Source organism: Herbivorax alkaliphila (genome assembly GCF_030848475.1).
In the GTDB taxonomy this organism is placed as follows: domain Bacteria; phylum Bacillota; class Clostridia; order Acetivibrionales; family Acetivibrionaceae; genus Herbivorax.
In genome coordinates this window covers 20,455-36,692 of sequence record NZ_JAVDDS010000038.1, presented here as the reverse complement: position 1 = coordinate 36,692, position 16,238 = coordinate 20,455, and the positions used below count along the sequence as shown (strand labels likewise).

The following is a 16,238-nucleotide window of genomic DNA, read 5'->3' as shown; positions in this document are numbered from 1 at the left end:
CTAAGGTATTTTTTGAAATTTCATCGTATTCATCTGGATTTGCAGTTTTAGCCTCTTTAGACTTAATCAAATCATAAACCTTATACTAACTAAAAACTATCTTTTAAAGGTCACATCTTACAATTTTCATGTAAAAAAATTTGTTTATAACCCTTATGAGGCAGCCACTCTTTTTTTGATACTTTCCACACCTTATTTCCCACAAACACGGATAAGCTCATCCCTTACTTCCATAAACGCAAAACCCAAAAGATTTAACCCTTTCCATTCCAAAGGATTTTCTATATTTTCGTCATCAACCGCCATTCCTATTCCCCATATTTTATCTCTTTGTAATTAATTATGCAACCGCTTTTGGTATCTATGCTTTTTGCAAATTGCTTAAGTATCAAATACAAAAAACGGCATATAGAGGAACAGATTTGATTCCATTCTCCAACCCAAAGTTCTTTGCTGAAACTCTGATAGAGTACTTTGGTTCATACTTGGCAATATACTGATTCAAGCTTTTTGATCGGACATTATCCGAGGATTTAACCTCTATAGGTATGATATTGCCCTCCCTGTCTTGGATTACAAAATCTACTTCCGCTTTTCCCTGAGACTCCCAGTAATATGGTGTATACCCGTTAGTAACCAGAGCAGATGCAACGTAGTTTTCAGCCAATGCACCCTTAAACCCTTCAAAGCTTGGCATGTCAACAAGGATAGCATTGGGGTGAATACCAAACTTAGAACAAAGCAAGCCAATATCTGTCATGTATACTTTAAAGGAGTCACTATCTGAATATTCAGAAAGAGGCATTTTGCCTTCCTTCACCTTATTACATTTAATAATAACTCTCGAAGCCTTCAGCCAATCCAACGGCGTTTCATATTCATAAGCTCTAGCTCCCGATTTTATTACTTTATATTGAAACTTTCGATTATCCTTTGCAAGTTGAGCTGGAACGCTGTTAAAGGCTGCCATAATTTTTGTAGTCTCATTAGGTGTTGCATACTTTGCCATATCTGCTATATAAGCGTCATTGATATTTTTTTGCGCAGCGGTTACAAAATTATAATCTTCCTCCCTCAAATATTCCAACACTGCCTGTGGCATGCCACCGGTCAACATATATGATTTGTAAAAATCTATTGCTGTCTCATGAATAGATAAAGGCTCATTGCAATCAAAAGAACTGCGGATCAATTCTGCCATTTGTCCTTTGTCCATTGCCCATAAATATTCTTCAAAATCTAAAGGATAAAGGGTTATCATGTTTACTTTCCCAACAGGAAATGAATACTTCTCTCGGTTTATCGCCACTCCTAAAAGACTTCCTGCGGCAATGATATGATATCCAGGTGCATTTTCGCAGAAATACTTAAGGGATGTTAATGCTCTCTCACATGCTTGTATTTCATCAAGAATTATGAGAGTGTCTCCTCTTAAAATGGTTTGCCCCGACTTTGCCGATAACTCTTTTATAATTCGTTCTGGATTTAAGTCTCTTTCAAATATGTTCGATACTTCAGTACTATCCTCCAGATTGAAATACACTGTGTTTTTGTAATCTTCCTTGCCAAAAGTCAGTGCCGTATATGTCTTTCCAACCTGTCTTGCACCATTTATGATAAGTGGCATCCTGTTTGATAAGCCTTTCCACTTTTTAAGACTGTCTACAATTTTACGTTTCACATAATGTCACCCCTTTACTCTTTTTATAATTTAATAGTGTCACATAATTTACATTTTGTCAAGGTGACCAAATTACTCTAGGAGTCTTGGACAAAACTAATAAACCTATTACTACCAATGCAAAAGCAAGAAAAAATACATTAAAAATTGTCAAACACAAAAATATAGATTAAAAATATTAGTATGTATAATAAACAAATCCCGCAGCAAACGTTAATTTTTCTCGCCATTCGCTACGGGATTTTAGAACCAATTTATTCTAATTCTAAACCTCCAACTCCTATATGAGGTAGAATAAACCCTCCACCTAAAACTCCAATGTTCACATCATCTAAACAAATTCACTTAAAATCACTCTACAGTTACACTCTTTGCAAGATTCCTTGGCTTATCTACATCGCACCCTCTCACCAATGCCATGTAATACGCAAAAAGTTGTAATGGAGTTACTGCTGCAATAGGTGCTAAAAAGGAATCCATATCCGGTATTGTAAAAACAACATCTGCAACATTTTCAACATGCTTATTGCTCTCTTTTGCTATTGCCAATACAGTTGCCCCTCTTGCTTTAACCTCCCTTATGTTGCTTATCATCTTTTCCATAAGACCATCTTGAGTCATAGGACATATAACAAGTGTCCCCTCTTCAATAAGAGCAATTGTTCCATGTTTTAGTTCTCCCCCAGCATAAGCTTCAGAATGTATATAAGATATTTCTTTAAGTTTTAATGAACCTTCCATAGAAAGAGCATAATCAAGACTTCTTCCAATAAAGAAAATGCTCTTTGCATTACAGTGCAGGGAAGCAAACTTTTGTACCACTTCCTTGTTTTTAAGTATTTCCTCTATAGCATCTGGAATAGCTTCAAGGCCTTCTATAGCTTTTTTATACTTATTATCTTCTATAAGTCCTCTTTTATATGCCAAATCTAAAGTTACAAGATATAGTGCCGAAAGCTGTGTATTATAAGCCTTTGTCGAAGCAACTGCAATTTCCGGGCCTGCCCATGTATAAAGAACATCATCTGATTCCCTAGAAATTGAACTTCCCACAACATTAACTATGGAAAGTACCCTTGCCCCCTTTTTCTTTGACTCTCTCAAAGCAAACAGAGTATCTAAAGTTTCACCTGACTGACTTATTATAATAACTAAATTTTTATCTGTAACAATAGGATTTCGGTATCTAAATTCAGAAGCCACATCTACTTCTACAGGAATTCTTGCTGTCTCTTCTATTATATATTTCCCCACAACACCTGCATGGTAGGCTGTTCCACATGCAACTATAAATATTTTCTCAATCCCCTTAACATCCTCTTGGGTCAATTTTATGCTGTCTAATTCTACTTTGCCTTCTTTTATTCTAGGTGATATTGTATCTCTTACAACCTTTGGCTCTTCACACATTTCCTTCATCATAAAATGCTCATATCCCGCTTTTTCTGCAGCCGCAACATCCCAGTTAACCTTAAAAACATCCTTTTCTACCTCAACCCCATAGTTGTTGTAGACAGTTACCTTGTCACTGGTTAATGTTACAACCTCTTTATCATCTAAAATATAAACATCTCTGGTATGTTCCAATATTGCCGGAATATCAGATGCTATATAGTTTTCTTCTTCCCCAAGCCCTACTATTAGTGGGCTATCCTTTCTTGCCGCTACAAACATATCAGGACAGTCAGTGCATATAACTCCAAGTGCATATGAACCCTCAATGTCATTCAAACAATCAATAACAGCTTGTACTAAATCACCTTTATAATTGTGTTCAACCAGATGCCCCACCACTTCGCTGTCTGTTTCAGAAATAAATTCATATCCCTTAGACTCTAAAAATTCTTTTATTTCTAGGTAATTCTCTATTATACCATTATGCACAACAGCTATTTTTCCTGATTTACTGGTATGGGGATGAGAATTTAAATCATTAGGCTCCCCATGAGTTGCCCATCTTGTATGTCCTATACCTACAATTCCTTTAGGAGTTGTTTTAGACATTTTTTCTTCTAAAGTTGCAAGCCTTCCTTTACACTTCATTACCATTAACTCATCATCATCAAAAACAGCTACACCAGCAGAATCATAACCTCTATATTCCAGCTTTTTAAGCCCATTTATAAGTATTGGTGTCGCCTCTTTATTACCTATATATCCAACTATTCCACACATAAAATACATCTCCTTTAAATGGTATAAGTATTGTAACCTTAAAACCAATAAATCTTTAAAAATAACCTTTTTGCATTACTATAATATAAATTAATTATGAATAATAGAACAGACAAGTAAATTAGCATCTGTTTTGTTTACAATCCAATGCATCACCTGCCTTTAAACATTTAAAACCTACCCCAGTCTTTTCTCTATAACCTTTACCAATTCAACAGCTTTATTAGTTATATATTCCTGACCCTTTCCTTCAATCATAACTCTTATAAGTGGCTCTGTACCAGAAGCTCTTATAAGAACTCTTCCTTCACCGTCAAACTCTTCTTCTAACTTTTTACACATGTCACAAACTACTTTATCGTCAAGATATGAATTTTTATTCTCATTCTTAACCTTTGCATTTTTCAAAACCTGAGGTAAAACCTGCATTTTAGAAGCAAGCTCTGATAATTTTTTTCCTGATAATTTTAAAACATTTAAAAGTTGAACTCCTGTCAACAGTCCATCCCCTGTAGTGTTATGCTCTAAAAATATAATATGCCCTGACTGTTCTCCACCTAAAGCATAACCATTTTCAATCATATTTTCTAGTACATATCTATCCCCAACTTTTGTCTTGACAATATTCAAATTTTCTCTTTTTGCCATAAAGTCAAGACCTAGATTACTCATAACAGTAGCAACAATTGTATCTTTTGATAACTTTCCCTTTTCCTTTAAACTCAATCCAATAATAGACATTATCTGATCTCCATCAACAAAACTACCTGTTTCATCCACTGCCAGAACCCTGTCAGCATCTCCATCAAATGCAAGACCAACATCTGCACCAGTCTTTTTGACAAACTCCTGAAGCTCTTTTATATGTGTAGATCCACAATTTTCATTTATATTAATTCCATCCGGTTTATCATTTATAACCAAAGCTTCTGCACCTAATTTTGAAAATGCCAAAGGTGCTGCCTTAAATGCTGCACCATTAGCACAATCTATTGCAACTTTCAATCCTTTAAAGTCACTGTCAATTGTACTTTTTATGTAATTTACATAGTCATCTACTGCAGTATCTACTGTAGTCTCTGTTCCAAGTTTATCTCCTGTTGGAAGAGATATTTCTTCAGATTTATTAAGAATAATTGATTCTATTCTCTTCTCTATATTATCTGACAATTTATAACCTTTGTTATTAAAAAATTTAATTCCATTGAACTCAAACGGATTGTGGGACGCTGAAATGACAATACCAGCATCTGCCTTATAAGTTCTAACAAGATATGCAACTGCGGGAGTAGGAGCTACACCAAGACATATAACATCAGCCCCTACAGAACACAATCCTGCTACAAGAGCTGACTTTAGCATATCTCCTGATATTCTTGTATCCATACCTACAAGTATCTTTGGTCTGCTATTTTCCTTAGAAGCTAAGACATATGCTCCAGCCTGACCTAATCTATATGCTAAATCAACAGATAACTCTTTGTTTGCAACACCTCTTACTCCATCAGTTCCAAAAAGAATTCCCAATACATTCATCCCCTCTAACTTTTTAATTTATATATAACTTTCTATAAATAATAACCTTTTCTGACGGTACATTCAATTACAAGTATAATATATATTCTACTATAAGTAAATATTATAATTCATTTAAACATTTTTTGCATTAAAAGCATTTTTTGTATTTAATCCAAACTCTTATTCGAATAAGTTTTTATTATCTCTTCTGCTATTTTTATTCCATCTACAGCAGCACTCACTATGCCCCCGGCGTACCCTGCACCTTCACCTGCAGGGTAAAGACCATTTATTCCAACAGCTTCTAATTTATCATCCCTAACAATTCTAACTGGAGAGGATGTTCTTGTTTCAACTCCTGTTAAAATAGCATCTTCAATGCCAAATCCCTTTATCTTGGAATCAAAAAAATCAATAGATTTTTTCAAAGAAGCTGTAACATAAGATGGAAGACATAAATTAATATCTGAAAACACTGTTTCACCTGTGTATGAGGGTTTAACCCCTCCTAACTTCCTAGTCTCCCTGTCGTTTAAAAAATCTCCTAGTTTTTGAATTGGAGCTGAATAATTTCCACCTCCACATTTAAAGGCTAATCTTTCCCACTTTCTCTGAAATTCAATACCAGCCAGTGGATGAGAACTTTCAAAATCATCTGGCCCTACTGATACTACCAACGCACTGTTAGCATTTTGTTTATCCCTAGAAAACTCACTCATTCCATTGGTAACAATGGTTTCTGGCTCAGATGCTGAAGCAACAACAACTCCACCTGGACACATGCAAAAAGAATATACTGTTCTGTCAGAAAACTTCTTAAACATCTGATAATCAGCAGCTCCAAGTCTTGGGTGCTTTGAAGCTTCTCCATATCGAGCCATGTTGATTAACTGCTGAGGATGCTCTATCCTTACACCTATTGAAAATGGCTTTTGTATAAACTTAACCCCGCTGTTAAAAAGAGACTTAAAAGTATCTCTGGCACTATGACCAACAGCTAAAACAACTAATTGAGAAGAAATTTTTTCACAGTGATTCACTTTAACTCCAGAAACCCTGTTATCCTTTATCAAGAATTCAGTTATCTTAGAATTAAATCTCACTTCTCCACCAAACTCAATAATCCTTTTACGCATGTTTAAAACCACTTCTTTAAGTATATCAGAACCTATATGGGGCTTTGCTTTAAACAATATTTTTTCTGGAGCACCTGACTTGTAAAACTCATCTAATACTATTCCTGAACGCCTGTCATTTATTCTAGTAGTAAGTTTTCCATCCGAAAAAGTACCTGCTCCACCTTCTCCAAATTGAACATTTGACTCTTTATCCAACTTTCCGTCTGTCCAAAAAGAATTAACTATTTGTGTACGTTTTTCCACACTCTCTCCTCTTTCAAGTAAAAGAGGTTTGTAACCATTTTGAGCTAATATAAGAGAAGCAAATAAACCCGCAGGCCCAGATCCTACAACTATCGGCCTTTCATTGAGTTTCTTATCCCCATAGATAATAGGCTTTGAAGGAATATCCTTTAAAACCCTTATATCATTACTGGAAGGAAGTTTAATTTCCTTTTCTATTTCAACAACAACAGAAAAAACAATGTGAATATTAGGCTTCTTCCTAGCATCAACCGATTCTTTTACTATCCTAAAAGAATTAAAATATTTTTCACTTATTCTTATTTTTTTGCAAACAGCTTTTTTTAAGTCATCCATTGTGTAGTCTAAACTCATCTTTAAATTATGCACAATTATTTTCATTATTCATCATCCATATCTTCCTTTTCTTCAATAACAACTTCCAATTCATAATCGTTTAAAAGTTCTACCATCCTAGGAAGTTCAACTTTAAGTGGTCTTCTATAACTACCTTCATCAAGACCTTCAACATCTATACTCGGCTTTAAACTCTCCACTGAAATTCTTTCAAGCTCTTCTTCCCTACCCTCTAAAACTATATCAATATCATCTCTGACAATGTCATATATAAAAGAATCATCTATAACAGCATTTTCAATTGCTACATCCTGACTTCTTATTGTAAGCTCCCGAGCTGCTTTTTCTTCAATAACCAAATCAACATAGACATTTGAAGGTGTTTCAACAAGTCGAACTCCTTCTGGAATATTTAAACTAACTCTCTTTGTTTCACTCTGATTCATATTTTCTATACTAACTTCTTCAGTTCTTATATTATCAATCCACTCAACTACGTCTGGTGCACCTGTTATAAGTGCTTTGTCAGGCACAATTTCGTGAACACCGTCAATAAAATTTCTAGCCGGCCGCCCTTTTATAACTGGAACTATAGGCACTTCCTTTGCCATCTCAACTTTTACATTTACATTAAGCTCAACATCTATATCTTCTAAAACTTCACTATTATGGTCATAAATAACACATTCTTTTTGGACAATCAATTCACTTACTATATTACTTACATCAACATAGACCTTAACTTCTCCAATAGAATTAATCACAGAATCTGTAGCTTCTATAGATACCATTCCCGGTATAGACGCTACTTCAATTATCCTGTAATTTTCTTTTGGCTCCCCTACTGTAATCACTTCTACAGGAAAAGAGTTTTTACCCACTTGTTCTAGTTCTATATTTACCAACCTAGGAGTGATGCTTTCTACAGAAAAACCCTCTTTATGTATATCCACTTCAACATGTAAGTTTTGAGTATTCACATCATTTATTTTTTCAAAATCAATTTTAGCTTCAACATCATTTATACCTAAAGTGCTTATTTTGTCTTTTCTTCCCTTTAGACTTATAGAAACATTTCTAGGAAAATTTTCATTTGCTATAACAAATCCCTTCTCCTTTAAACTTTCTTCATTTTCAATTTTCAATGGCACACTTAAATCATGTGAAACCACAGGATTTAAACTGTCTAAAACAAAAAACCACAAAATCACCGCAAAAGCCAGAGAAAAAATTTTAGTTTTCATATCTTTTTTAAATAACTCACTCATTTAGACTTCACCTTCCATAACCCTAACTTCTTGTTTGGCACATCTTTATCAAGAAGGTTTTTATTTAAAGCTTTTCTTAAATTATCACTGGTAAGATTTCTTGTTAATCCACCATTTAATGCAACTGAAATCTTTCCTGATTCCTCTGATACCACAATAACTATAGAATCAGACACTTCAGTTATTCCTAATGCAGCTCTATGCCTTGTCCCTAAATCGTTGCTTATGTTTGGATTTTCTGTAAGAGGTAAGAAACAAGCAGCCGCTTTTATTTCGTTTTCTCTTATAACAACAGCACCATCGTGTAAAGGTGTGTTAGGAGAAAAAATATTGGCTAAAAGTTCTGAGGTAACGCTGGCATCAATTTGTATGCCTGAATTAACTATTTCTCCTATTTTAGTTTCTCTCTCAATAACAATAAGAGCCCCTGTATATGTCTTTGCCATACTGGTAACTGCTTTTATTATCTCTTCTATTAAAGCTCTAACTTTAATTGTATCTGCTTCTTCTTCAAAAAGAAAAATCTTTCTAAACTTGCTTCTGCCAATTTTTTCAAGCCCCCTTCTCAGTTCAGGCTGAAATAAAACAACAAGAGCAATTGCCATATACTGAATTGTAATTCTTAAAATAAAAGCAATGGTTTTAAAACCTAAAACTTCACTTAACCAAGAAGCAATAATAATAACAAGCACACCTTTTAAAAGTTGCCATGCTCTAGTCTCCTTTACAAGCTTTATAATCTTATAAATTACATATGACACTATCCCAACATCTATTAGTGCTTTAACAATGTCCCAAGGACTATTAATGTCAAATACACTTAATATAACAGAATCAAAAAATTCCCTAAAATTTTCAAAATTAAAAAATTCCATTTATTAACCCCACGTTCTTAATAGTAAACTACTGCTTACTTTTAAATTATACCTCTTTTTTGTATTTTTGAAAGCATTTTTTATACAAAAATAAAAATAAACACCCCATTAAATGTTGCCAAGATATACATGGTTCAAATATTTTAACGCCTCTTCCCCAGCATTTTCAAGTGTCTCTCTTGGTGTTGGTAATACATCCTTCATTTTATAGTTAGGAAAAAATCTGGTTAAATGAAGGACAATATCAGGAGACACAGATGAAAGCCACTTTGACGCTAAAGAAATATCTTCAATAGAATCATTTAATCCTGGAATTACAAGCATTGTAATTTCTAAATGGCATTTTTTCGCTGCAAACTGAATTGTTTCCTTAACATTGTTCAGGTAACCCTTGCAAACATCTTTATAAAATGAATTTGTATACGCCTTTAAATCAATATTCATTGCATCAACAAAAGGAATCAATTTTTCCAGTGGTCTTTTATCAATGTACCCGTTTGTCACAAGCACATTGGATAAACCTGTTTCTTTTATCAATATAGATGTGTCATATACAAATTCATACCATACAGAAGGCTCATTATAGGTAAAAGCAATACCTGTATTCCCATCTGGAACAAATTCTAATGCTTTATTCACCAATTTCTCAGGTGATATATCGTAACAAACCGGCCTTTCATGTGCAACCGTCCAATTTTGACAAAATGAACATTTCAAATTGCAACCAAATGTACCTGCAGATAATATCAAACTTCCAGATTTAAAATTATTCAAAGGCTTTTTCTCTATAGGATCTAACGCTATTGAAGTAACTTTTCCATAATTTAAAGAATATAAAGTTCCTTTAATATTTTTTCGTACCCTACACAACCCCAATTTCCCTGGTTTAATTACACAGTTATGAGGACACAAAAAACATTCAACTTTCAAATCCCCTATTTTATTAAAAAACATAGCTGATTTTTCAGTATTCAAAGTACATCACCTGCTTTTATATAAACTCAAAAACTTTGCTACCCCTTTAAATTTTCTTGTTCACTAGAAAACCCTATGGTTCCCTTCTATGGATACTTTGCATTCTAAGCCACACTTATATATCTCCAAATTCTCCACATTTTATAAGCAAATTTACTTTTTAAGCTTTATACCTTACAACTTCAAACCTTTCCATTTCATAACTTTCCCAAGGACTTATTCCTGCTTTTTGACGAGCTATAGCAACCTGTTCTTTAGGTGAGTTCACACCTTCTAGGTTTGGAAGAAGCAACCCTCTGCGAAAACCAGATTTCACAATAACCCCATATTTATTTACATCTAAATCTTTTATTGAATCAACAGGCTCTGGTTTTAAAAGAACATCTACCGAATAAGAAATCTTATCCAATTCATCAGGCCTTACAGCATCAAATCTTGGATCCTCTGTTCCAGAATTTATTGCATTGCTAATAATTTCTGCTGCTACATTTTTCTTTGTAGGCGATATAGTACCAATACATCCTCTAAGTTCGCCATTTTTTTTAATGGAAACAAATACACCTGCTTCTTTTTTTAACATTTCACTTGGTAAATTATCCAGCACATCTATTGTTTTTCCATGCTTCACGTAGGTCTCCAATGCCTTTCTTGCAAGACTTACATACGGATTTTCTTCAGCTTTATCAAGCTTTTTTATCCTGTCTTTTACTATATTAAATTTACAAACCATATAGCCCACACCAAATGTGCCCTCATAAGAAAAAACTTCCGGCTCTGTCTCGTATCCATCCAGTGCTCCAAGCATCATTACAATAGAACCTAAGCCGCACTCACCAGCTTTTTCTCTAAAATCATCTTCTATCTTCAACATTTTTCTTATATTTTTTTCTTTGATAGATTCTACAACCAATCTATCAAATTTTTCCCCATATTCACTGTAACCACATGGGGCATCATATGTAAGCCTGTGTGAAAGATCTGCACTTGCAAGTATAATTGCATTTTCATCAGAACTTTTAACAGCTTCACATATGCATTTACCAAATTCATATAACTTTTCCAATGAAAAGTTTGATATAGACATATGAACAAGTTTAAAATCATTGTATTCCCTATCCACATAATACAGTGGTACAATAGCACCATGATCTAAATGATTAGAATTTCCAAATATTTTACCAAGTCCTGAATCAATTCCCCCTGCACTTATACCTTCTCTTTTGGAAATGGAAATTATTTTTTTTACCAAGTCCAAATTATTCTTATAAGAAAAGCTTACATCTTTAGCACGAAATTTCTCCAATCCACCCTTTAAAACTTTAGAATCGGAAATATAAATATATTCTTGAAACATTGGTGCATGTGGAGTTATTAAAATTATAGTTGAAGGTTTTTCACTTCCAATATCCTTAGAAACTTTTTTTACAGCTTCAACCGTTTTAAGAACTCCAGATTCCGCCCCCTGTCCAACTTCCGGTACAATTACAGGCGGGTGTGGGAACACATAAGAACCAGTTATTCTACCCATATTACTCTTTACCTCCCAGCAAAAAATGAGAAAAAAGCCATACTAAAAGATGTTAATACAAAAACACCTATAGTGATTATAGCTATAATTTTCAAAGAACTCCTTTTCATAACTTTTCACATCCTCTTTTTTATTCTCTGTATTTTATTAAGTTCACTCTTTTATTTCAACACCTTAAACAATATTGTATAACATTTATTATACAAATTAAACACTTTTTTTTAAATAGAAAAATTTAAAAAAAGAATTGGTTTTATATTCAAATAATTTTTTTATTTATTAAGAAGGATTTTTTTTTAAAACATAGAATACATAGTTTAGAAGAAAAAATTAATAACTTCACGTCCTAAAAAAACACTAGCCTGGAACGCTTCTCCCCTGTTGCATGCTAGTGTTTTTACTTGTTTTTTTAAATACTGTCGAAAATATAAGATTAACATATCATTTTCGAGCTAATCTCATCTAATTTCATCTCTCTTTCTAAAATTTTCATATATAGAGATATACTAAGTCACATAAAAATGCTACAATATAATTGTACATTATACTCCCCTTTATATTTGGTATAAGGAGATATAAATAGTGACTTATGAAACAGGGCAAAATTGTCGAAAGGCAATGACGCAAAACTTCAGGTCTAAAGCATCGCTGATGTGAAGCTATGATGGCTGAGTTACCATTAAAAGTTCTGTTTATACTCTTCTAAAAGATAAAGAGGAAATAGGTCCTAGGTATTTCCTTATACCACTTTATTTTAAAGATTTGCAGTATAATGTTTAAAAAATGTTAGTTTTTAAACTAAAGTGCTTTTATTAGAAGTGCTTTTTTTATGTCTTTAAATCTTTTCAAACTTTTCAACATCAATTACAAAGATAGTTGCTCCACCTACATTTACTTCTACAGGATTTGTCATAAATACACTGCCTATGTCTACAGGAGTAACAGGTGTATTTACAACTTGCTTTCTACTTTTAGAGTTGTTTTCTATTATCTCCATTACCTTATCTAAATCTTTCTCATCTACCCCTGCCATCAGAGTTGTATTTCCAGATCTTAGAAAGCCTCCAGAAGAACTAAGTTTAGTTACACTAAAACCTTTTTCATTAAGCTCACTCATAACCTTATATCCATCTTCATCGTGCACAACAGCAAAAACAAGTTTCACTTTAATCCCCTCCTGAAAAATATGTGAATTTCAGATGGAGTAAACTCTCCACCTGAAACCCTTGATGCTAAGCTTTAGTGCAATCATATTCACTAATCTTTTAACTTTTTTACCCATATATTCATGTCTTCAAAACCGCCACAAATATCACAGTTATTAACCAATCTTCCTTTATAGTCATATCCATGTTTTCTCAAAGACATATTTATTCCTGTATTTATTGCTCTTGATAGGCTATATAGTGTGTAATAACCTTTCTCTTTTAGATCATCTTCTAATCCATATATTAAATTTGTCAAAAGACCCTGTCCCCTGTATTCAGGGTAAGTGGCACAATCTGTTATTTCTGCATTTAAATTTTTCTTATCCATATCTGCTGATGCTATACTTATTATTTTACCATTTTCAAGCACAGCTTTAAACAATATATTATCGTTCATTACTTTTTTTAAATAATCTTTATCAAAAACAGGGGTTGGATATGTTTTAAAAACCTCTTTAAATATCTCAATCATTTGAGGTATATCTTCTTCAACACAATCCCTTACTTGATAACCATCTTTTAATTCATTAGGTTCTGCAATTTTTGATTTGTCCATACACATTTCTAAAATTTTATCTTCTTCTTCTTTTCTCTTTGGCTTAGATCTTTCACTGTCTATAAAAAACGATGCACAATGGGCATCCTCACCTCTAAAAAAACCATCTATAACACCTTCTACTATAAAGCCAGCATCTTTGAATATATTTAAATCTTCCTTTTTGCAATTAATAAGTACCTTGCCCAAGTTTTCTTTTTTAGCATATTCAAATATTTCATCTATTGTATCCTTTGACAAAGAATCAAATTCTAATATCTTAAGCCTTGCATTAGTATAATCTAAATATACTAAACTGCTCTTTAATCTCTCATTTCTATTATCTGAAAATTTAGCTTTCTGAACACTCATTAAAACTATCCCTCCTGTTTAATCTTGCATTATCTCTTGGTATTAAACTCACATTATCTTCCTCATATAGTTGTTCAACACCAACATTTTCTTCCTTTTTGTATTTTTTACATAAACCACAATTTTTACACTCATGGGTTTTATCCTCAGGTTCAGCATATGAACATATTACTCCTTCAAAATTTCTCAATATTGTTTTTTCTAACGATTGAGAAACAACATACTGAGGATTGACAGGTATCTTACCACCTCCTCCAGGTGCATCCACTACAAAAGTAGGAACAGCAAAACCTGATGTATGACCTCTTAACATTTCTATTATTTCAATTCCTGTTGACACAGATGTCCTGAAATGTTCAATCCCCTCAGATAAATCACACTGATACAAATAATAAGGCCTTACTCTCATCATTACTAATTTGTGAACTAGTCTTTTCATTATGTATGGACAGTCATTTATCCCTTTTAAAAGCACCGATTGATTTCCCACAGGCACTCCAGCACTCATAAGCATATCACAGGCTTGTTTCGCTTCTTCTGTTATTTCTTTTGGATGATTAAAATGTGTATTAACCCAAACTGGATGATGCTTTTTTATTATATCACAAAGTTCCTCTGTTATTCTTTGAGGCATTACAACCGGTGCCCTAGTTCCAATTCTAATAACTTCAACATGCTTAATTGCACGTATACTTTCTAAAATATAATCTAACATCCTGTCAGACACACACAGGGCATCTCCCCCTGAAAGAAGTACATCTCGTATTTCCTTGTGTTTCTTTATATACTCAATTGCCCTTTTTATATTTTTTACAGGCATTGACCTGTCTTCCTGTCCGGCAAAACGCCTTCTTGTACAATGTCTGCAGTACATGGAACATTGATCGGTAATAAGAAGTAAAACTCTATCCGGATATCTGTGTGTAAGACCTGGAACAGGTGAGTCAAGGCCTTCATGTAAGGGATCATCCATGTCCGAATTAGAAACTACCGTTTCATAAACAGTAGGCACACCCTGTCTTCTTATTGGACAATCATAATTGTCAACATCCATTAAAGTTGCATAATAAGGTGTAATAGCCATTTTTAAAGCTTTAAGACATCTTTTTACCCCTTCCCTTTCTCCATCTGTAAGATTAATAACCTGCTCAAGTTCTTCTAAAGTTGTTATTCTATTGGAAACTTGCCATCTCCAATCTTCCCACTGTTCCTCACTAACATCTTTCCATAACGGCACACTTTTATAGTCCGTTTTCATAACGTGTCCTCCTCTTTTTTGGATCCTGCCTTTAACATATGTAATCAAACTTACATCATTTGATGCAAAAATTCTATATCTGACCATTAATGATATATTAGAAATATCCACCTCATTGTTTTATTCATGGGGGATTTAACCCCCCATTTATAAATTAACCTACAATAACAGGTGATTTATCAACTTCTCTTTTTCTTTTATTATATTTTTTTATTCTTTGACTGCTTTCTTTCTCCAGATAATTTTCTAACACTTTCTGAAGATTTAAAACATCTGTCATTTCATAATATCCAACCTTGTCATGTATAAACTCTATTGCTTTAACTGCTCCTGGTGCAAAAGCCTTTCGTGAAAAAGACTCATGACTTATTTCAATTTTATCCTCCTCTCCAATTATCAAAACTTCATGTTTTCCCACTACTCCACCTGCACGTATTGCACTAATTTCCACTTCATTCTCTTTACATGTATCCAGCCCTTTTTTAATCTCTTTAGCTATTTTTACTGCTGTACCAGAAGGAACATCTTTTTTGTTCTTATGATGAATTTCAGTAATTTGAAAATCATAATCATTTAAAATACTTGAAGCTAAATGAGTCAATAACATAAGAACATTCACACCCAAAGTTATGTTTGGAGCATAACAAATAGCATTATGATATTTTTGAGTAAGTACAAATAATTTTTTTAATGCAAAATCAGAAAATCCTGTGGTTCCTATAACCATATTTACCTTCATTTTAGAAAATAACTTTGCATTTTTAATTGTTGCTTCTGGGTTTGAAAAATCAATAACAACATCTGGTTTTGTCTTAAATATTACCTGTCTTAAATCATCTTCACTATCTATCACCAAATCAGAATCATTGCAATCAATAACGTCAGATAAAACCTTTCCTTTCTTATCACTGTCAGAACTGCATACAACAGATACAAGTTTCATTTTTTTTTGATTCAATAGAGCTTTGGCAATTTCTTTTCCTGTTTTCCCAAGCCCTATCAAGCACACCCTAATCAATTGACATCCCTCATTTCATCTTTTTTTAATATGAAGTAAATGTAAAACCATATCCTGCAAAGTCAACCTTTATAAGCGTGCCTTAAAAATATTATAAGTACAAAATAAA

Annotated in this window: 13 protein-coding genes and 1 riboswitch; all 13 genes read right to left on the bottom strand. The window is 33.3% G+C overall.

Features of this window, described 5'->3' with window-relative positions:
- Positions 1-192: 192 nt before the first annotated feature.
- On the bottom strand, positions 193-321 hold the full coding sequence (locus RBH29_RS13050; protein WP_459076786.1) for an NADAR domain-containing protein: 129 nt from the start codon (positions 319-321) through the stop codon (positions 193-195).
- Between the two features lie 67 nt (positions 322-388).
- A complete protein-coding gene (locus RBH29_RS13045; protein WP_306697358.1) occupies positions 389-1,681 on the bottom strand; it encodes an ATP-binding protein in 1,293 nt (430 codons plus the stop codon).
- Positions 1,682-2,032: 351 nt separating this feature from the next.
- Complete coding sequence (gene glmS, locus RBH29_RS13040) at positions 2,033-3,856, bottom strand: glutamine--fructose-6-phosphate transaminase (isomerizing) (RefSeq protein ID WP_306697357.1); 1,824 nt, start codon at positions 3,854-3,856, stop codon at positions 2,033-2,035.
- Positions 3,857-4,033: 177 nt separating this feature from the next.
- The gene (glmM, locus tag RBH29_RS13035) at positions 4,034-5,383 is read right to left on the bottom strand and encodes a phosphoglucosamine mutase (protein WP_306697359.1); all 1,350 of its coding nucleotides are present in this window, start codon (positions 5,381-5,383) and stop codon (positions 4,034-4,036) included.
- A 158-nt stretch (positions 5,384-5,541) separates the two neighbouring features.
- Complete coding sequence (locus RBH29_RS13030) at positions 5,542-7,137, bottom strand: NAD(P)/FAD-dependent oxidoreductase (RefSeq protein ID WP_306697356.1); 1,596 nt, start codon at positions 7,135-7,137, stop codon at positions 5,542-5,544.
- A complete protein-coding gene (locus RBH29_RS13025; RefSeq protein WP_306697355.1) occupies positions 7,137-8,360 on the bottom strand; it encodes a CdaR family protein in 1,224 nt (407 codons plus the stop codon). Before RBH29_RS13025 ends, RBH29_RS13030 begins: the two co-directional genes overlap by 1 nt.
- The gene (gene cdaA / locus RBH29_RS13020) at positions 8,357-9,235 is read right to left on the bottom strand and encodes a diadenylate cyclase CdaA (RefSeq protein ID WP_306697354.1); all 879 of its coding nucleotides are present in this window, start codon (positions 9,233-9,235) and stop codon (positions 8,357-8,359) included. Before cdaA ends, RBH29_RS13025 begins: the two co-directional genes overlap by 4 nt.
- 108 nt (positions 9,236-9,343) lie before the next feature.
- A complete protein-coding gene (gene amrS, locus RBH29_RS13015) occupies positions 9,344-10,210 on the bottom strand; it encodes an AmmeMemoRadiSam system radical SAM enzyme (protein WP_306697353.1) in 867 nt (288 codons plus the stop codon).
- 160 nt (positions 10,211-10,370) lie between these two features.
- Positions 10,371-11,738 (bottom strand): AmmeMemoRadiSam system protein A, encoded by a 1,368-nt coding sequence (gene amrA, locus RBH29_RS13010; RefSeq protein WP_306697352.1) that lies wholly within the window; start codon positions 11,736-11,738, stop codon positions 10,371-10,373.
- Positions 11,739-12,326: 588 nt separating this feature from the next.
- A riboswitch (cyclic di-GMP riboswitch) is annotated at positions 12,327-12,419 on the top strand.
- Between the two features lie 154 nt (positions 12,420-12,573).
- Complete coding sequence (locus tag RBH29_RS13005; protein ID WP_306697351.1) at positions 12,574-12,903, bottom strand: cyclic-di-AMP receptor; 330 nt, start codon at positions 12,901-12,903, stop codon at positions 12,574-12,576.
- Between the two features lie 92 nt (positions 12,904-12,995).
- The gene (gene ablB / locus RBH29_RS13000; RefSeq protein ID WP_306697350.1) at positions 12,996-13,853 is read right to left on the bottom strand and encodes a putative beta-lysine N-acetyltransferase; all 858 of its coding nucleotides are present in this window, start codon (positions 13,851-13,853) and stop codon (positions 12,996-12,998) included.
- Positions 13,834-15,111, bottom strand: coding sequence for a lysine 2,3-aminomutase (kamA, locus tag RBH29_RS12995; protein ID WP_306697349.1), 1,278 nt, complete (start codon positions 15,109-15,111; stop codon positions 13,834-13,836). The genes ablB and kamA overlap by 20 nt, the downstream gene beginning before the upstream one ends.
- A gap of 154 nt (positions 15,112-15,265) precedes the next feature.
- Positions 15,266-16,129 (bottom strand): 4-hydroxy-tetrahydrodipicolinate reductase, encoded by an 864-nt coding sequence (gene dapB, locus RBH29_RS12990; RefSeq protein WP_306697348.1) that lies wholly within the window; start codon positions 16,127-16,129, stop codon positions 15,266-15,268.
- Between the last annotated feature and the right edge of the window lie 109 nt (positions 16,130-16,238).